Genomic DNA, 17,449 nt, shown 5'->3' with positions numbered 1-17,449 from the left:
GCCCCGTTTTTCATTGTATGTTCAAAAAATTATGACCATTCCAGAGACAACTTCAACTCGATTTGAACGCCGTCAAATGCTTCAGGAACCAACTGATCCAGTGGAAATATCTCGATGGCGACTCGCCTTGATTCGCGGAATCATTTGGAGCATGTACGGGATGATTTATGCCCCGCTCTTTACCGGACTTGCTGAACTGTTGAAAGGATTTGGTTTCGGTTCAACCACTTACATCATCGCTGCCACTGTGACCGGAACCAGCACTGCCGTGCTGTATGGCGCCCGCGAACTATCGCTCATCAGCTCTGGTATTGGCGCAGGCGTGGGTGTGGTGCTGTTGATTCTGTTAGGCGAACAATCGGCGTTTATTCCAACCATCGTGATTACTGGCGTGGTTGCCACTGCCGCTGGTCTCACCATTCATTTTCCTACCCGCTGTTCAACACACGTCGGCGCCAAAGCAATGTCGGGTTTAGTCGCTGGCGCATTGGGCGGTAGTTTGCTGATGTTGCTAGAATTTTGGCAAATGACACCAGTTTCACTATTTCTCGCGCTGGCGGTATTGGTCAGCCTTAATGGTTTGCTGTATGTGTTAAGTCTGCGCGGCTGGGTCGCACTGCTACAGCGGTTATTTCACACCAATTATCCCTGCTATCTCATTGAAACGGCAATCATGGCGCTGTTGGCGATGGTCGCAGCAGGCAGTGTGTGGATGGTAAGCGGCCCATTGATGGACAGCGACGGCAGCCTGTGGCAAACCGCCAGCCTCGCCATGCACGCTCAACTGCCGCAAGCGATCCTCGGCGGTTTGGTCGGCGGCGGTCTCGCGGGAATGACGCTGGAGCTGTTCCGGCTGTCGTGGGTCAGCGATCTGTGAGCCAAACTGATGGCAAAAAGTAAATCCAGTCGGCGCTGGCTCGACCGCCACGTCAACGATCCCTACGTTAAACAATCGCTGCGTGACGGTTATCGCTCGCGAGCAGCTTATAAACTGTTGGAAATCCAAGAGAAAGATCGAATTTTCCGCTCCGGCATTCGCGTTCTTGATCTTGGTGCAGCGCCGGGCAGTTGGTCGCAAATTGCCAGCCGTTTGGTCGGCGCCAGCGGCTGCGTTATCGCGCTTGATCTGTTGCTGATGGAGCCGCTCGCCGGCGTCACCATATTGCAGGGTGATTTTCGGGAAGATACTGTGCTGGCGCAGCTGCGCGATCTGATTGGAACGCAACAGTTGGATGTGGTGTTATCGGACATGTCGCCCAACATCACGGGCACCGCAGTGACCGATCAAGCGCGAGGCGTGTATCTGCTGGAGCTGGCGCTGGAACTGGCGCAGGAACAGTTGAAGCCCGGTGGAACGCTGGTGTTAAAAGCATTTCAAGGTGAAGGTTTTGATGCGTTTTTGCGTGAATTGCGCCAGCATTTTCGCCGCGTGAATAGTCGTAAACCGCACGCCTCTCGCGCTGAAAGCCGCGAAGTTTATTTGGTAGCACGCGAGTTTCATCGTTAACACTAACGGCGCTCGATTCTGCATTTTCATTTCAACACAATAGCGTCAATCGACAATTAACAGGGATTAAATGCTGTGAGTGATATGGCTAAAAATTTATTGCTATGGCTGGTTATCGCCATTGTACTGATGTCTGTTTTTAATAATTTCACCACTACCAAAACGCTGCCGCGCAATTTGAACTATTCTGATTTTATCGCGCAGGTAAAACAGGACACCGTGCGCGAAGTGATGATTCAAGGACGTTTAATTGAAGGCGTCACCACTTCCGGTCAACGTTTTAAAACCTATAGCCCCGGCGATGATGGTTTAGTCGGCGATCTTTTAAATAACAACGTCGTAATTAAAGCCGAACCACCGGAAAAGCAATCTATTCTGATGCAATTGCTAATTAACTGGTTTCCGCTATTGCTTTTAATTGTCGTGTGGATCGTGTTCATGCGGCAGATGCAGGGCGGTGCTGGCGGACGCGGCGCGATGTCATTTGGTAAAAGTCGAGCGCGATTGCTGTCTGAAGATCAAATTAAAGTGACATTTCAGGATGTTGCTGGCGCAGAAGAAGCTAAAGAAGAAGTCGTCGAAATGGTCGATTTCTTGCGCGATCCCAGCCGATTTCAAAAGCTCGGCGGCAAAATTCCCAAAGGCGTGTTGATGGTCGGACCGCCCGGAACCGGTAAAACCTTATTGGCGCGAGCGATTGCGGGCGAAGCGAAGGTGCCATTTTTCAACATTTCTGGCTCCGATTTCGTAGAAATGTTCGTCGGCGTGGGCGCGTCACGGGTGCGCGATATGTTTGAACAAGCGAAAAAAAGTGCGCCCTGCATTATTTTCATTGATGAAATCGACGCAGTGGGACGGCATCGCGGCGCAGGTCTCGGCGGCGGTCACGATGAACGCGAGCAGACGCTGAATCAATTATTGGTGGAAATGGACGGTTTTGAAGGCAATGAGGGCGTGATTGTGATTGCGGCGACCAATCGCCCCGACGTGCTCGATCCAGCGCTGCTGCGACCGGGGCGCTTTGATCGGCAAGTAGTTGTAGGTTTGCCGGATGTGCGCGGGCGTGAGCAGATTTTGAAAGTGCACATGCGCAAAATTCCGGCAGCAGAAGATGTGCGGGCGTCGATTTTGGCGCGGGGAACGCCGGGATTTTCTGGCGCTGATCTCGCCAATCTCATCAATGAAGCTGCGCTGTTTGCCGCTCGCGCCAAAAAAAATTGGTAGAAATGAGTGACATGGAGAAAGCTAAAGACAAAATTATGATGGGCACTGAGCGGCGTTCGATGGTGATGTCGGATGCTGAGAAGAAACTGACTGCCTATCACGAGGCGGGTCACGTCATCGTTGGACGGCTCGTGCCTGCGCATGATCCGGTGCACAAAGTCAGCATTATTCCACGCGGACGGGCGCTCGGTGTGACACTGTTTTTGCCGGAAGGCGATCGGTTTAGTTATAGCAAACAGCGATTGGAAAGCAGCATTTCAGGGCTATTCGGTGGGCGCTTGGCGGAAGAATTAGTTTATGGCGCAGAGAGCGTGACCACTGGCGCACAAAATGATATTCATCGCGCCACTGAAATCGCCCGCAATATGGTCACGAAATGGGGTTTATCGGATAAGTTGGGACCATTAACCTATAGCGATGAACAGCAAGAAGTGTTTCTCGGTCATTCGGTAACGCAGCATAAAAGTGTATCGGACGAAACGACGCATATTATTGATGAAGAAATCCGTCATCTTGTTGAACGCAATTATGAACGCGCCCGCCAAATCCTGCTCGATAACATGGTTTATTTGCACGCAATGGTCGATGCGTTAATGAAATATGAAACCATTGATGCGCATCAAATTGATGACATTATGAATGGACGGACGCCGCGTCCACCGAAAGATTGGGAAGATGACGGCGATTCAATTCACTCGCGCCAACCTCACGACCATCATGCTGCGAACGCCGAGCCGCTTGCTCACCCAGCAGGAGAGCACTAAATCATGCGTCATTATTTTGGCACTGATGGGATTCGTGGACGGGTTGGCGAGGGCTACATCACGCCGGATTTCGTGCTCAAACTGGGCTGGGCGGCGGGTCAAGTGCTCGGTAAAGGTCGCGGTAAGATATTGATCGGCAAGGATACGCGGCTATCTGGCTACATGTTTGAATCGGCGCTGGAGGCCGGATTGGTCGCCGCTGGCGTCAACGTGCGGCTGCTTGGACCGATGACCACGCCGGGCGTTGCCTATCTCACGCGCACCTTTCGCGCCAGCGCCGGCATCGTCATCACCGCGTCGCACAATCCTTATCAAGACAATGGCATCAAGTTTTTTTCCGCTGAGGGCGACAAGCTGCCTGATGAGGTGGAATTGGCGATTGAAACTGAATTGAATCAACCGCTGCGTACTGTTGATTCGAGTGCGCTCGGTAAAGTGCAGCGCGTGGAAGATGCCAACGGGCGTTATATCGAATTTTGCAAAAGCACCATTCCGGCGGCGCTGAATTTTCGCGGATTAAAAATCGTCGTCGATTGCGCGAACGGTGCGACTTACAACACTGCGCCTTACGTGTTTGAAGAACTAGGTGCAACAGTGGTGCGGCTCGGCACTGAACCTGACGGCTTCAATATCAACCGCGATCTCGGCTCCACCAAACCCGACACGCTCTGCCGCACGGTGATTGCCGAAGGCGCTGATCTCGGCATTGCTTTTGACGGTGACGGCGACCGCGTGTTGATGTCCGATGCTCGCGGCAATTTGCTTGATGGTGACCAACTCCTTTATATCATTGCAAAATCTCGGCAACTTGCTGGCGCATTGCGCGGCGACGTGGTCGGCACGCTGATGAGCAATCTGGGTTTTGAGCACGCGCTCAAACGACTCAACATCGGTTTTACCCGCACCAAAGTTGGCGACCGCTACATCATGGAGCAGCTCAAACGCGCCGATGGTGTCCTCGGCGGCGAACCGTCCGGTCACATCATCTGCCGTGATCGCACCACGACTGGCGACGGCATTATCGCCTCACTTCAAGTACTTGCGGCGCTGGCGAGGCTTGAAACCACGCTTGCTGATCTTGGCGCTGAGGTTGAACGCTACCCGCAGGAATTGATTAATGTGCGGCTGAATGTGCAGCGCAACATCGTTGATTTACCTGCAATTCAGGCAGCGGTTGCCACTGCGGAACAGGAATTAGCGGGAACGGGTCGGGTTTTGCTGCGACCTTCGGGGACGGAACCGCTGGTGCGCGTGATGGTTGAGGGCGTGGACGCAGCACAAGTGAAACGGCTGGCAGAATGGCTGGCGGCAGCAGTGCGTGAACAAATTGGTACATAAAAACCAATTGCGGTAATCACCAAGACTATTGATCTAAATCAACAGTCATTTCGATTGAAAATTATTCTGAATCAATTGGGTTTGTTGTGGCTATTGTCAAAAAAAGTGCGCTAGTTCCCTATTCTGCATCACAGATGTTTAATCTGGTTTATGACGTCAGTTCATATCCACGTTTTTTACCTTGGTGTCACAGTTCACGAGTGCTCTCTGAAACTGACGAACAAATCTGTGGGTTAATTGAAATTTCTCGTTTAGGAATTCATCAATCATTCAGTACTTGTAATCGCTATGAACGCGACCGGCGCATGAGTATTGACTTATTAGATGGACCTTTTCGCAAATTAGTTGGTGCGTGGCATTTCACTGAATTACGCGCCAATGCGTCAAAGGTTGAACTTGAATTAGATTTTGAGTTTTCTGGGCGCTTAATTGACAAAGCATTTGGTACGGTATTTAATCAAATTGCTAATTCACTGGTTGATGCGTTTTGTAAACGTGCCGATGAAGTTTACCACAAGTGATGGAGCGGTATTTTTACACACTATTCTTCATTGTTTGGGCTCCAACCCTATCGCTTTTAAACCCCGCGTGATCAATCCTTGCTGTGCCTGATAATCGGGCACGGTTACCACACTATCTTTAACTTCATTTGCATGTGCGGCAGCGCGTTGTGCATTTGGTTTGAGATCACCTTCAATCCGCACCAACGCATCATCTTTGAAATACAACGTCAATGAATGTTTTTCAGGTGCTTGATGACCACGCTGAATGCTATAAGCATAATCCCAACGATCTTGATGAAAAAAATCAGTCAGTAATGGCGTCCCAAGCAAGAAATTAACTTGGCGTTTATTCATGCCGAGCGTGAGGCTATCGACCATTTCTTCTGTCAAGATATTACCTTGCTGCACAGTCATTTTATAAACAAAGGGTAAACTTTCCAGAACAGAACCTTGATAATCTGCTGGTTTTTGTTCCTGTGCACAACCGGCACTGAAAAAAATAACTAAAGCACCAGTGACTAATAAACGAAAAATCTGTTGCATATTGCTCAATGTATAAGATTCTGAATTTAAGTAGATATGATTGAATGGTGATGCGATTTTGTAAACTATAAAATATGCCCGCTCGTAATGAGCGGGCAAACACAAAAAACAATGGCAGTTACGGCAGACTAATGCGATTCATCATATTGTCTTTCATAATCAACCAATGTTTAAGTGCCGCAGCAACATGCACCAGCACCAGTAATAGCACTGCGACACCACCTAAACCGTGAAATTCAAATAGGGTGTGTGCTAATTCTGGATTTGGGGCAAGTAGACTTGGTAGTGTCATATTGAAAAACTGTACTGGCATATTTTCAGCAGAAGTCGCCAGCCAGCCACCAATGGGCAATCCAATCAATAAAATATACAGCAATAAATGGATGCCTTTACCAATCAAAGCCTCAATTCCAACTAATGGCGGATTATAAGCTGGTGTTGGTTGCATAAACCGCAGCATAATGCGCACAATCATTAGCACTAATAACAGGATTCCGAAAGTCATGTGCACTTTGAATAGCGTGGCAGTTATTTCTTCGCCAAACACGCTTTTCATTCCTTCATCTTCAAGCGCCATGAACGTTAAACCCACAGCTAATAGCCCAAAAACCATTAGCGCAATGATCCAGTGTAAAAGGCGTTGCAATAAACTATAGCGTTCCAAAATTCTATCCTCCTAGTAACAAATGTGAATGAAGTAGTAACAGTGACAAGCTACCTTGGTTTGGTACGAACCGCGCACTATGATACTCAAATCTGACGCTGTGCCGGATGAAAAAAAGTGACCGCTGCGCTTTTAATCAATGTGCAATGTCGAATATGGAGATATTCGTGCACATTGCCAATGTCTGATTGCTTGTTGCCAAAATGCCGTCACTGATGTCGTTATCGGAAGTGGTTCTTGATTGAGCAACTGCCAAATGTGGTGAAGAATCGGCAGCGGATACGCAGGATCAACCGGCGCAGCAGTAAGTGATTTGCTCAATTTACGTCCGTCTGCGTCTACGATCAGCGGCAGATGCGCGTAATTGGGTTGCGCCAACCCCAAAAATTGCTGCAACAACAATTGGCGCGGCGTGGAAATCAGTAAATCAGCGCCGCGCACGATGTGCGTAATGCCTTGCGCTGCGTCATCGACCACGACTGCAAGTTGATAGGCGTGAATGCCATCAGCTCGGCGCAGCACGAAATCACCCACTTCTTTTTCAATATGTTGCGTCCGTTGTCCCTGAATGCGATCAATAAAGCGAACCGCTGGCGCGGTGGTGCGCAAACGTATGGTGCGTGGTTGAGCGCCAGCGCGAAAACCATGCCGACAGATGCCAGGATAAATTGCTCCGTCAATGCCAAATTGTGCTTGTTGTGCGATGTTGGAGCGGCTACAGCTGCACGGATAAGTTAAACCTTGCGCAGTAAGTTGCGCGAGTGCAGATTGATAAACTACGGTGCGGTCGCGCTGAAAGATAATCGGTTCATCCCAAATAAAACCAAAGGCTTGTAATGTGTGGATGAGGTGCGCTGCTGCGCCAGGGACTGCGCGGGTACGATCCAAATCTTCAATCCGCAGCAACCAAAGACCGCCGTGAGCGCGGGCGTCGGCATAGCTGGCGACGGCGGTGAACAGTGAACCGAAATGAAGATTGCCGGTTGGTAAGGACGCAAATCGTCCTCGATAGTGTGCTCGGATGGTGGTAGTCGCCGATCCGAGCATGGGCAATAGGTAAAATAGGGATTAACCGATACATTTTTCTTAACTTTCGTTAACTGCGACAACTTGATCCGTAACCGGCGTTGTCGGATGTATCTACCAAGGCACGAAATAAACACTTCGTGCTCTAACTCTTAAGATGTGTTTCAAGTTTTACGCTAACAACTCGTGTTACCGCATACTCGAACTTATTAAAGAGCTCAATTAACAACGCGGGCTTGGTTATCGCCATAAGGTACACGTTGTTATAAAAATACTAACCATGATGTGGCGATGATGTCAAACCAGTGATTAGTAGCAAATGGTAAAAATTAGTAGGTTATTGAGTACTATGCATCAACCGCGTTGTTTTTCGCGGATTTCGTCGAGCGTTTTACAGTCAATGCACAGCGTCGCGGTTGGGCGGGCTTCGAGGCGACGGATGCCAATTTCTACGCCACAGGCTTCGCAATAACCGTAATCGTGTTCGTTGATGCGGTCGATGGCTTCATCAATTTTTTTGATGAGTTTACGTTCGCGGTCGCGGGTGCGCAGCTCGAGACTAAACTCGGATTCTTGCGTGGCGCGATCGTTGGGATCAGGAAAATTAGTTGCGTCGTCCTGCATGTGATGCACGGTGCGATCAACCTCTTCCATCAACGATTGCTTCCACGACAGCAGAAGACCACGAAAATGTTCCTCCTGCGCGGGGTTCATGTATTCCTCATCAGCATTGAGAATGTAGGGTTTAAATCCTAATGTCACTGCCTCTTGAGCTTGTGCGTGTACCTTTGCTTCGGCCATTTCATTTCTCCCGAAGATGCTACTCGTGGAATGCTGACCATCCGACCGTGGAGGTTATGCCGCAGGTGGTCGTCACAAAAAACGCCCTTAGATATCAGATATAGGTCAAAGGAGCAACTGAAAACCGTATATCGGTACGAATTTGACTTTAATTTAGGAATAACGCAGCTTGAATTTCAAACAACTGATTTAATTGAAACTTTATTTATACGATGGTTGCTACCATATAAAAATCAATCATTTAAAGATTTGTGTGGACAAGGGGCAGCCGCAAAATTATAATACGCGCCCGACTTGCGTTAAAGAGCTTCAAAGTGAATAAAAAAAGCAAATCACTTTAGAGTTTGTCTAATTTGAGTCGTCACTATTGGAGAGGTGCCAGAGTGGCCGAATGGGCTTGACTCGAAATCAAGAGAAGGCGCAAGCCTTCCGTGGGTTCGAATCCCACCCTCTCCGCCAAAAACTAAATTACTTCTTATCAAGAATAAGAAGTATTGAATAACTCGCAAGACCACCTCAAAACATCGGAATACTTAAGAAGTAACCGCTACCTATACGCTGTTACCCGCGCACTATCCCTATTAAAATACGCTTCAAACAATCGCATACAGATTGATTTTCAAGCGTTCGCGTAAGCATCACCATCATTTTATTACTAATGGCATCTTTTGCGCTCCGCAATAGACGCAGACGCGTTGCTGTTTTTTCGAGCGGATATTTACACAATTCAGAATTGGCTAATACGCTGCGGTCTCAATACCGCCTTGTTGGTAGCGCCAACAATTGTTGCGGTCAGTTTATCTGTCGTAGACTTAATAATTTCAATTAGAGTTTACAACTTTTCACTTGACAGAATGCGAATTGAAGCGCACAACATACCCTATGCGGTTAACAAATTCTAGCAAATGAACAGGAGCTATAAATGTTTATTTCGAGTTTTTTGCTCGGTGTGTTTACCTTCTTAGTTTACCGGGTATTGATTCGTGCTTTCTATACCGTTAAACCTGATGAGCGGGCAATACTCACTGCATTTGGTCGCGCCCAACGGCTCGGCAAATTGATGGTAAAAGATGCCAGTCTTAGCGATGAAGAAATGGCTCGTTATCAAGTACCACGTTTGCGTATTATCAATCCCGGTGGTCCTTACTTTAAGTGGCCGTGGCAAGAAGTACATCGAGTGCGTGTTGTCACTGAAGCAGTTGATTTGACTTGGGATCCAACTAAAACTCAACACACTGTTGAGGCGGTTACAAAAGATAATCTTACCACTGGTGTTGGTGGTCAGATTCGATTTCGTGTCGCTGAGAATAATCTATATGCCTATTGCTTTGGCGTGGATAGTCCATTAGAGCATGTGATGGGTTATTTTATTTCTGTATTGCGGGAACGAATTGCGACATTTGTTGATCCGCGTGGACAACCTTTAGTCGCAAATAATGACCTTAGCACGAATCAAGTTGAATTGGCTGAAGGTGTTTCAATCAATGACTTGCGCAAAAATTTACCGCTACTTAATGCTTATATGGAACAACATGTCATTGCACCAGTGCCCGTTATGGCATTGAGTTAGATGCAGCACTGATTACCAAATTGATCCACCGCAAGAAGTAGATCGGGCATTATCGGCAATTAACACAACACGCAATCAAGTTGCTGCTGATATTAGCACTGCTCGCGCTGATGCCGAGCAGCAAATTACCATGAGTAAACGCGCCGTTGAAATCGCTAGAAACAACGCTCAAGCTGAGGTAGCACCATTAAAAGAATTGGCGCAAACGCTGGCACGAATTAAAGCAACTGGTGGTTCTGCGGCATTAAGTGCCTATTTACGCAATTTGCGCGTACCTTTGCTGGGAAGAGCGAAACGTATTATTCGCACTACTGGTAATAATAATAGATTATTTAAAGTTCCATAGGAGAGATGCAATGTTATTTGACGTTGATGATTCATTCAGCATGATGATCTCGTTTATTCTCGGTCTTGTATACATTCCGCTATTATTAGCAATCGCACGATCATTAGGACTGTATGCGATTGTTAAAGAATGTGAAGCGCAAGTGTTTACACTATTCGGCAAGTAATTGGTACATTAACGGAACCAGGATTGCGCTTTCCGTTGGGTTATTTTGGTCTAAAGCGTTATTAGTGCCATTTTTCGGCAAGCGTTATCGTGTTTCAACCAGTTTGCGCCAGCATTATTTGCGAGATCAAATGGTGAATTCTGAAGAAGGAACGCCAATGGGTGTGGCATTTGGTATGAAATGCGTGTGAGCGATCCAGTTGCATATTTATTTCGCAATGCGAATCCTGATGCGTCATTGCAAGCAAATGTTGCAAGTTCGACGATTTCAACGTTGAGCAATTTAGAAATGGATAAGATGTTGGAAGATCGTCATCAATTGAGTCGGCGCGTTCGCGCTACGGTGTCGCCGTTATCAGAGCAATGGGGTTATCAATTGGGTTCGGTGTATATTCGCAAGGTTGCATTTACTGATCGGCAAATGGTCAATAACATTACTGACAAAGTTGTAAAACGTTTAGTGCAGGTGACAAGCGCAATGAAACAAGATGGCGATAATCGTGTTGGTTTAATTAAAAGCGAAACAGCATTTAAAGTATCGCAACAGATGGCTGAAGCTGCGCAACGCGACCTGAAATTGTAGGAGCGGCACTCAATGCAATTGCTGGTCAAGACCCTGAAGTGCTTGATGCAGTAATGAATGTGATGGAAACCGAGCAGCTTATTCATTCCGGTGCGACAGTTGAAGTATTGCCAGCCAATTCGGAGATTCTAGTGCAGCTTTAGTTTTAGCACTGAGTTTAAGTGTACGGTCGATTTGAGCATTTTTATGTCAAGTTTTTCTATTTCTGCGTTGCTATATCATCCTTGGGCAATGATAATTGATGCAATAGGTCTATTATTGCTGACAGGTTATCATGTTTATCTCAGTTGGATTCTGCGCCATACACCACACCAAACACATCGCGGACGGTCTAGTTATCTTCGTCATGCTTGGGTAAAAACGCTGCGTGAAAAGATAAAGATATTCTTGCAATTCAAACAATGCGCAATTGGGTGATGTCAGCAACGTTATTTGCATCAACATCAATGGTGATTGGTTTAGGTATAATGCAAGTGAGTTTTACCAGTGAAAAAATCTATGCGTTATCTCAAGCATTAAGTTTTTTTCCACCAGTTTCTGATTTATTGATCAAACTAAAATTGCTGGCATTGGCTGGCGTATTTTTTAATGCGTTTTTACATTTTTCGTTGGCATTACGTTACTACAACCAGAGTGGTTTTCTCATCAATTTGCCAGCGAATTATTTTGAAGGCGATGCTGATCTTGTTGTCTCTAACGTACTTAATTTGGCTGGAATCAATATCATAACGGCACACGTATTTTCTTGATTGCAACGCCGTTTACACTGTGGATTATTGGTCCAGATTGGTTTCTTGTTGGAGTGTTTATTGTGTTGTGGCTGCTATATCGTTTTGATTTCCATAATTCTTTAGATACAGATCAGCAATTGCCATAATTTCGCTGGTTATTTTAAATTATTTTAGCTATTTCAATCAGCACTGCATTCCTTTTATCAAGGAATTCGGTTTTATTAAAGAATCAAAAATATCAAAATCACCGTCCGCCGCGAACGTGGGTGCTATCTGCTCTGCCATAGTAGAAATCCACGCTAGTGATGTTCCAGTACGGAGTTAGTACACTTCATTGTGATTGCCAATATCTAATAGCAAAATCACTTCACAGCTTTCTGAATCTTTTTCCAATTTGAAAATCAGACGACAATCATAACCACAGGTGCAAGCCCATAGTCCTGCCAAAGCACCACTCAATTTGTGTGTACCTAATGACGGTGCAAAAACATCGCGTTGCATCATAAGAATGACATCATCAAGATGAATTTGTAGTGCAGAATCACGCTTTGTCACTTTTCGATATGCGCGTTGAAACTTTGGAGTGATAACGATTTTTCTCATTCGTCTTGCGCGATAAATTGATGTAGTTGCGCGATTGCAGCTTCCGCAGAACTGGCTTGCAATTGACCTGCATAAAAAGAATTAACGGCATATTGTGCCTCAGCAGCAATTTCAGCGCGGCGTATTTCAATTTGGCGCAGTTGTAAAATCTGCACCAGCATTTCTTGTTGCTCGCATGGCAATTGCAATACCGTTTCAAGTGCTTGATCCAAAGTCATTAGTGCCGACATATTCAAAACCTCATTTTTTATGCGATTTCTAAATCAACCTGCATTCCCTTTTTTTATCAAAGAAATGCGGTTTTATTAAAGAATCAAAAAGATCAAAATCACTGTCCGCCGCGAACGAGGCGAACGTGGCCGTCGCTGTTCCGACCGCAGTTGTAGGCGACGCCACTGCTGAAAACCACATACCATGCGAAGTCCGAATAGCTGGCATGATGGAGAGAACCCGACCAAAACCACCACTTCGGCGTATTGGGAAAAGCCTGTTGATCAATAGCCGGTTTTTGATCTTTGACTATCAGCGTTTTTAATTCATCAATTGACGGCAAGCGCCAATCGCTGTGTCCGGCATATCCGCCGTGTTGATTCAATTCGTTGACTGCTGAATGTGCTTCATCCCAGTTGTATTTTTTCGCTTCTCCGTTGCAAGTCTCACCTGTCCAAGTTTGCCCCAAAGCGCAGCGCATCCATTGCAAATCGGTTTTAATATCTAGCACTATGCCATTGCCTAAATCACGATAGCGCCCGTTAATAATGGATGAGCCAATGGAGCAATCTTTGAAAATCAACGCGCCGTCGTTTACTTCTAAAGTAAGCGTCATGTTGTCTAAAGATTCGAGCGTATCCAAAAAAAGAACCCGATTCTTAAATAGTTTAACTGCGTTGGCTTGAATCGGCAGCAATTCCGCAAAATCAATCGCTTGGTTATCGGTCTCGCTATGCGTAACCACTTCCGCAATGTTCAAACCGAATTTAGGCGTAGGATCATTAAACAAAACCGCAATCACGGCATCATCCGCTTCAACGGCGAAAATCTCGCACAAGCGTTTGAATACTGTTTGATCGTCATCGCTGGTGTCAATTGCCTGTAACGCTTCCAATTCGGTATTCAATTTGCGCACCGCCAGCCATTTTCCCAACAATCTGCTGCGATAATGCGCGAGAATTTCCAGCGTAAAATGCTCGCGGATTTCCTCGATATTCTTCGCTCTGATGCCGTCAATTGGCAGATCAAACTTGATGATTTTGGGCATAAACGCATCTCCGAAATGAATGGTTCCAATCGTCAATTGGGTTGCTGCTATTGGCAACCCAATCGACAAATGCTGCTTTATTGCGCAGGCGGTAGTAGTTTACCAGCGCGATGCGCTTCTAATCGCATCAATAATTGAGGAAAGCAATTAACGAAAAACAGCGGTTGCGTCTCGCGGGGATTATTCGGGCTGGTTTCATTGCGCCCGTATTGCAAACCTTCTTCCGTCAAACTCCAAAACTGCTTGATTTTATTGCCAGTGCTTTTGCGTGACAGCCGTTCCAAAATTCCCATTGCTTCCAATGCCGGATTAACCAGCTTGGCGACGTGATGATACAGCGGATTACTCATGTCCTTGAGCAGAGATGTAATCGCCTTCACCTGTGGTTCATTCACATAATCCGGCAGAAAATCGGAATTGATGTCTTTGCTTTTACAAAAAGCAGCGTACATCCGAATCTTGCTGGTTTCTGAAACGCGCAATTCCCGAATAGCGGATTCAAAAATCTGAATCTCAATTGCTGGTTGATAAAGCAATGCAGGTGTAAGTGGTTGCAATGCGCCTGTGACAACTGCATCAAAGGTGCGAATAACCTGTAGGTGAAACGCAGCGCTGATCCACATGGCGTAGGCATAGACCAGTTCACGCACGACGTAGGTGCCGGGCTTACTGCCGCCGTTGATAACCTTAACTGGTTGATTTTGTTCCAGTCCTAGATTTTCAGGAGTGAGTAAATTCAATGGCTTAGACAATTCAGCAATCAGGTCTTTTGTCTGCTGATTTGCCAGCCAATTGCTTGGTTGATGGATTTTCATACCACCGGATGCCTTGTGTAGATCGTTGAGGCTATAGCGCCCTTCAGCATCCTGACGGATCGAAATCTCGCCGATGGTGATGGTGGGAGTAGTGAGGTTGGGCATAAAAAACTCCAGTAACTGCGGATAAACCGCCAACTCCGAGACTAATCGGGGCGGGCAGGAGTGCGGGTTAGTCTACCGAGTACTGGAACCGGCGAGCCTTGCAGCTCCCCGCACGTCCTACACCATGAAAACTGGGAGTCAATGCGACAGACATAAAAAAACCGCGTTGCGCGGCGGATGTCCGCCAATACATCAGGAGACTAATCCCGACCGTCATGTTGACGGTGAATTCAGGTTATATCTGAAAGCTAATTGAGTCAAGTCTGTGGTTTATTTTTTCTTAAAGTGCCACATTCACTTCAGCGCACCAATGTCAACTACGAAATCAACCACAATTTCATCGCCGCACAATCTCCATATTATTTAATTCACTGCATCATCTTTTTTGTCATCAATAAAATAGGTTTTTATCTCAAAACCAATTCAACGGATTGAGTGCGCTGGCAACGCTGGTCACCACGTTTTTAACGCCTTCTGCAATACTTTTCATCACACTCACCGCAGTTTTAACAATTGCTTTACCGCCGGCATAAACTGCCTCGCCAATGGTGCTGCCCGCCATGCCGCCGACCACGCCGCCAACAAAACCGCCGACTGCGATACCAATTGGGCCAAAAATCGCGCCCAATGCCGCGCCTTGCCATGCCATAACCTGCGCCCATTAAACCGCCAATTGCGCTGCAACTGACATTGCCCGCTGCATCAAGGGCTTCTTCACCGCTGAGTTCGCCGGTCGCAAACTTAAATAATACTTTTGCGTTTTCCATACCGACATAAACAATATTGGCAATGCGTCCGGCGGGAGTATTTTTTAATAACGCTCCCAACCAACCATTTTTAGCAGCCACAACCACTGCCAGACACTGCGACCTGTACGCCGACATTGGCTCCGCTTTTCACCGAACTTTCAAAAAATTCCTGTAAATCTTCATTTACCGAGGATTTTCTTTACCAGTGATACTATTCCAAATCCGCCGTCCTAAAATACGAGCGCCCTGCATTCCAGCAGTAATCGCTGCGCCAGCCAATGCTTGTTTGCCAATAGCTTTGGCAACGTTCACCCGATTGACTTCACTCCATTCATATTCGCGGATTTCAGCATCACGTTGTGCATCTTCCTGTAGCTGTTTTAATTCCTCACGGCTCGGCATATCTACCGCAACATCATCAACTTCAATCTTGCTGGTGACTTTCCGATCTGGAATTCTTCTTGCACCGCTGCACTTGCTCTTCATGCACCACAATGGTCGTGCCTTCGGGATAACCTTGTGATCTTTCAGGTTTTTAATCAGTTGCTCGGTGTCAGCGTAGGATTTTACTTGATGTTTTCAATCGGTTTTCCCGCGCATCTTTTAATACAATGTCATGCGAATTCCAGCCAGTCTCATTTAAGACCTCGGCGCGAACGGTGGAGCCGCTGGTGGTCGCACGGATATTAAATTGATTGGCGATTTCGCTTTCCGCCAGCAAACCATGTAAATGCGGATTGATGCTGATGGTTCCATCTTGATTCAATACCTCGCGGAATTGATCGTTGGCATCCGTTAAAGCGCGATCAATTCCAGCGGCGTATTCACCCACGTTGACCACGCCAGCTTGTTTAGCGCCCATTTCAAGCCGCTGCGCCAACCAACTATCGCGGCTTTTGCCTTTATCCAAATGCGTATACAGCGCCGTTTTTGCTTCATTTGCTGCCGTGACGCTGACAATGATCTCATTGGTGGTGGTGATTATTTCCGCGTCATCCTGCCAAATCGTCGGATACAAGCGAAACTCACTGGTGAGCCATTCATTCAAGGGCAGTTCATGGCGCTGGCGGCTATAAGAATCGACAAATCTTGTAATGAGATTGCCCGTTTTTTTGCATTCTCCTCACCGTGAAACACCTGCACAGCGATTTGATTGGCGTGTTGCTGTTGCACCTGTTCATCGTTGAGTAATTCAAAGTCGTTGGTTGCAGAAGTGGATTGATTCATGTTGCTGCTCCGATTGAATGTAATGGTGAACAATAAAAAACCCGACATTGCCAGCGGCAACGTCGGGTCAAATGAATAGCAAAACGCGGGTAAAAATGCAATCAGGATGCGGGTTTAATTTTCATTTCTGCGAACCGATCCGCATATTCTTGAACCTTCTTTTTCATCACTTCACGCAGCGGATGCGTATTATTGATGACGCGCAATAACCGCGCATTGTCAAGCGTGGCGCAATTCTGCACAAAGGCTGTTTCAATCGCCTCTTTTACCACTGCTTCAATCTCTGCGCCCGAATAGCCCTGCGTTTTTTGCGCCAATTCTTCCAATTGAATCTGCGTGGATAAACGTTGCGGCGTTCTAAATGCACGCGGAAAATCTCAACGCGCTCGGTTTCAGTGGGAAAATCGACATAAAAAATCTCATCAAAACGTCCTTTCCGCAGTAATTCTGGCGGCAATGCGGAAATATCATTGGCAGTGGCAATCACAAATACCTGCTTGGTTTTATCTTGCATCCACGTTAAAAAATAGCCGAATAACCGCGTTGCTACTTCTGAACCTTCGCCGCCGCTACCAATTCCGACAAACGCCTTTTCTACTTCGTCCACCCATAACACGCAGGGGCTCACTGCTTCGGCAACCTGAATCGCACGGCGCATATTGCCTTCACTTTCGCCAACGTATTTGCCCATCAATGAACCCATATCCAGTTTTAATAAGGGCAAATTGAATAACGCAGCAGTGGCTTTGGCGGTCAAGGATTTACCGCAGCCGGGCATTCCGACAATCATCACGCCTTTTGGTGGTTCAACCCCAAACGCCCGCGCTTCTGGCCAATTGGAGAGCACCAGACTTTTTTGTTGCAGCCAAGGTTTTAATTTGCCGAGACCGCCGATGTCTTCTAACTTTTCGCGCACGGTCAGCATTT

25 protein-coding genes, 1 tRNA gene and 1 pseudogene are annotated in these 17,449 nt (G+C 46.8%); 13 read left to right on the top strand and 14 right to left on the bottom strand.

The genetic code is table 11. The annotated features are described in order from the left end of the window. Positions 1-76 precede the first annotated feature (76 nt). The 5 genes and pseudogenes from CXB77_RS02560 to CXB77_RS02540 all read left to right on the top strand — a co-directional run bounded on the left by CXB77_RS02560 (position 77) and on the right by CXB77_RS02540 (position 5,354). On the top strand, positions 77-877 hold the full coding sequence (locus tag CXB77_RS02560; protein WP_242445369.1) for a hypothetical protein: 801 nt from the start codon (positions 77-79) through the stop codon (positions 875-877). 9 nt (positions 878-886) lie between these two features. After that, complete coding sequence (locus CXB77_RS02555) at positions 887-1,507, top strand: RlmE family RNA methyltransferase (protein ID WP_105072674.1); 621 nt, start codon at positions 887-889, stop codon at positions 1,505-1,507. 84 nt (positions 1,508-1,591) lie between these two features. Continuing rightward, positions 1,592-3,495 (top strand): annotated as a pseudogene (ftsH, locus tag CXB77_RS02550) (ATP-dependent zinc metalloprotease FtsH). A 3-nt stretch (positions 3,496-3,498) separates the two neighbouring features. Then, complete coding sequence (gene glmM / locus CXB77_RS02545; protein WP_105072673.1) at positions 3,499-4,833, top strand: phosphoglucosamine mutase; 1,335 nt, start codon at positions 3,499-3,501, stop codon at positions 4,831-4,833. An 86-nt stretch (positions 4,834-4,919) separates the two neighbouring features. Beyond that, positions 4,920-5,354 carry a type II toxin-antitoxin system RatA family toxin gene (locus CXB77_RS02540; protein WP_105072672.1) on the top strand — a complete coding sequence of 145 codons (435 nt, stop codon included), beginning with the start codon at positions 4,920-4,922 and terminating at the stop codon, positions 5,352-5,354. A 27-nt stretch (positions 5,355-5,381) separates the two neighbouring features. Here the strand turns inward: CXB77_RS02540 and CXB77_RS02535 are convergent, their stop codons facing one another. The 4 genes from CXB77_RS02535 to dksA all read right to left on the bottom strand — a co-directional run bounded on the left by CXB77_RS02535 (position 5,382) and on the right by dksA (position 8,370). Next, on the bottom strand, positions 5,382-5,879 hold the full coding sequence (locus CXB77_RS02535) for an outer membrane protein assembly factor BamE (protein ID WP_105072695.1): 498 nt from the start codon (positions 5,877-5,879) through the stop codon (positions 5,382-5,384). 118 nt (positions 5,880-5,997) lie between these two features. Beyond that, entirely contained in the window at positions 5,998-6,543 is a 546-nt protein-coding gene (locus CXB77_RS02530; RefSeq protein ID WP_105072671.1) for a cytochrome b, read from the bottom strand. A gap of 132 nt (positions 6,544-6,675) precedes the next feature. After that, positions 6,676-7,590, bottom strand: coding sequence for a tRNA glutamyl-Q(34) synthetase GluQRS (gluQRS, locus tag CXB77_RS02525; protein WP_105072670.1), 915 nt, complete (start codon positions 7,588-7,590; stop codon positions 6,676-6,678). A gap of 333 nt (positions 7,591-7,923) precedes the next feature. Further along, a complete protein-coding gene (gene dksA / locus CXB77_RS02520; protein ID WP_105072669.1) occupies positions 7,924-8,370 on the bottom strand; it encodes an RNA polymerase-binding protein DksA in 447 nt (148 codons plus the stop codon). A 369-nt stretch (positions 8,371-8,739) separates the two neighbouring features. On the opposite strand from dksA, the gene CXB77_RS02515 reads away from it, so the two are divergent. The 8 genes from CXB77_RS02515 to CXB77_RS24340 all read left to right on the top strand — a co-directional run bounded on the left by CXB77_RS02515 (position 8,740) and on the right by CXB77_RS24340 (position 11,911). Beyond that, positions 8,740-8,829 (top strand) — tRNA-Ser (locus CXB77_RS02515). A 463-nt stretch (positions 8,830-9,292) separates the two neighbouring features. Next, complete coding sequence (locus CXB77_RS02510) at positions 9,293-9,940, top strand: SPFH domain-containing protein (protein ID WP_242445368.1); 648 nt, start codon at positions 9,293-9,295, stop codon at positions 9,938-9,940. A 130-nt stretch (positions 9,941-10,070) separates the two neighbouring features. Next, positions 10,071-10,286, top strand: coding sequence for a hypothetical protein (locus CXB77_RS20890; protein ID WP_242445367.1), 216 nt, complete (start codon positions 10,071-10,073; stop codon positions 10,284-10,286). A 10-nt stretch (positions 10,287-10,296) separates the two neighbouring features. Beyond that, positions 10,297-10,452 (top strand): hypothetical protein, encoded by a 156-nt coding sequence (locus CXB77_RS20885; RefSeq protein WP_242445366.1) that lies wholly within the window; start codon positions 10,297-10,299, stop codon positions 10,450-10,452. Positions 10,453-10,516: 64 nt separating this feature from the next. Further along, the gene (locus CXB77_RS22790) at positions 10,517-10,642 is read left to right on the top strand and encodes a hypothetical protein (protein ID WP_277949330.1); all 126 of its coding nucleotides are present in this window, start codon (positions 10,517-10,519) and stop codon (positions 10,640-10,642) included. Beyond that, complete coding sequence (locus CXB77_RS20880) at positions 10,639-11,034, top strand: SPFH domain-containing protein (RefSeq protein WP_242445365.1); 396 nt, start codon at positions 10,639-10,641, stop codon at positions 11,032-11,034. Before CXB77_RS22790 ends, CXB77_RS20880 begins: the two co-directional genes overlap by 4 nt. Positions 11,035-11,417: 383 nt before the next feature. Then, complete coding sequence (locus CXB77_RS02500; protein WP_277949332.1) at positions 11,418-11,783, top strand: DUF599 family protein; 366 nt, start codon at positions 11,418-11,420, stop codon at positions 11,781-11,783. After that, positions 11,780-11,911: a DUF599 family protein gene (locus CXB77_RS24340; protein ID WP_172452495.1), complete on the top strand. Its 132-nt coding sequence runs from the start codon at positions 11,780-11,782 to the stop codon at positions 11,909-11,911. The genes CXB77_RS02500 and CXB77_RS24340 overlap by 4 nt, the downstream gene beginning before the upstream one ends. Before the next feature lie 175 nt (positions 11,912-12,086). Here the strand turns inward: CXB77_RS24340 and CXB77_RS02490 are convergent, their stop codons facing one another. The 10 genes from CXB77_RS02490 to CXB77_RS20870 form a co-directional block, all read right to left on the bottom strand. After that, positions 12,087-12,368: a type II toxin-antitoxin system RelE/ParE family toxin gene (locus CXB77_RS02490; RefSeq protein ID WP_105072666.1), complete on the bottom strand. Its 282-nt coding sequence runs from the start codon at positions 12,366-12,368 to the stop codon at positions 12,087-12,089. Continuing rightward, the gene (locus CXB77_RS02485; protein WP_105072665.1) at positions 12,365-12,598 is read right to left on the bottom strand and encodes a hypothetical protein; all 234 of its coding nucleotides are present in this window, start codon (positions 12,596-12,598) and stop codon (positions 12,365-12,367) included. Before CXB77_RS02485 ends, CXB77_RS02490 begins: the two co-directional genes overlap by 4 nt. 98 nt (positions 12,599-12,696) lie before the next feature. Further along, positions 12,697-13,626, bottom strand: a complete 930-nt coding sequence (locus CXB77_RS02480) for a DUF1566 domain-containing protein (RefSeq protein WP_146108651.1) — start codon at positions 13,624-13,626, stop codon at positions 12,697-12,699. A gap of 77 nt (positions 13,627-13,703) precedes the next feature. After that, positions 13,704-14,546 carry a KilA-N domain-containing protein gene (locus CXB77_RS02475; RefSeq protein WP_105072663.1) on the bottom strand — a complete coding sequence of 281 codons (843 nt, stop codon included), beginning with the start codon at positions 14,544-14,546 and terminating at the stop codon, positions 13,704-13,706. A 412-nt stretch (positions 14,547-14,958) separates the two neighbouring features. Continuing rightward, complete coding sequence (locus CXB77_RS02465; RefSeq protein WP_105072661.1) at positions 14,959-15,195, bottom strand: hypothetical protein; 237 nt, start codon at positions 15,193-15,195, stop codon at positions 14,959-14,961. 283 nt (positions 15,196-15,478) lie between these two features. Then, positions 15,479-15,781, bottom strand: a complete 303-nt coding sequence (locus tag CXB77_RS02460) for a hypothetical protein (protein WP_105072660.1) — start codon at positions 15,779-15,781, stop codon at positions 15,479-15,481. 67 nt (positions 15,782-15,848) lie between these two features. Continuing rightward, the gene (locus CXB77_RS02455; RefSeq protein ID WP_105072659.1) at positions 15,849-16,343 is read right to left on the bottom strand and encodes a hypothetical protein; all 495 of its coding nucleotides are present in this window, start codon (positions 16,341-16,343) and stop codon (positions 15,849-15,851) included. Continuing rightward, positions 16,340-16,522, bottom strand: a complete 183-nt coding sequence (locus CXB77_RS02450; RefSeq protein ID WP_146108650.1) for a hypothetical protein — start codon at positions 16,520-16,522, stop codon at positions 16,340-16,342. The genes CXB77_RS02455 and CXB77_RS02450 overlap by 4 nt, the downstream gene beginning before the upstream one ends. Before the next feature lie 101 nt (positions 16,523-16,623). Beyond that, a complete protein-coding gene (locus CXB77_RS20875; RefSeq protein ID WP_242445364.1) occupies positions 16,624-16,839 on the bottom strand; it encodes a hypothetical protein in 216 nt (71 codons plus the stop codon). Continuing rightward, entirely contained in the window at positions 16,788-17,447 is a 660-nt protein-coding gene (locus CXB77_RS20870) for an AAA family ATPase (protein WP_242445363.1), read from the bottom strand. Before CXB77_RS20870 ends, CXB77_RS20875 begins: the two co-directional genes overlap by 52 nt. Between the last annotated feature and the right edge of the window lie 2 nt (positions 17,448-17,449).

Source organism: Chromatium okenii (genome assembly GCF_002958735.1).
In the GTDB taxonomy this organism is placed as follows: domain Bacteria; phylum Pseudomonadota; class Gammaproteobacteria; order Chromatiales; family Chromatiaceae; genus Chromatium; species Chromatium okenii_A.
Note: the sequence above shows the minus strand (reverse complement) of the source record. Positions and strands in the feature narration are given on the sequence as shown.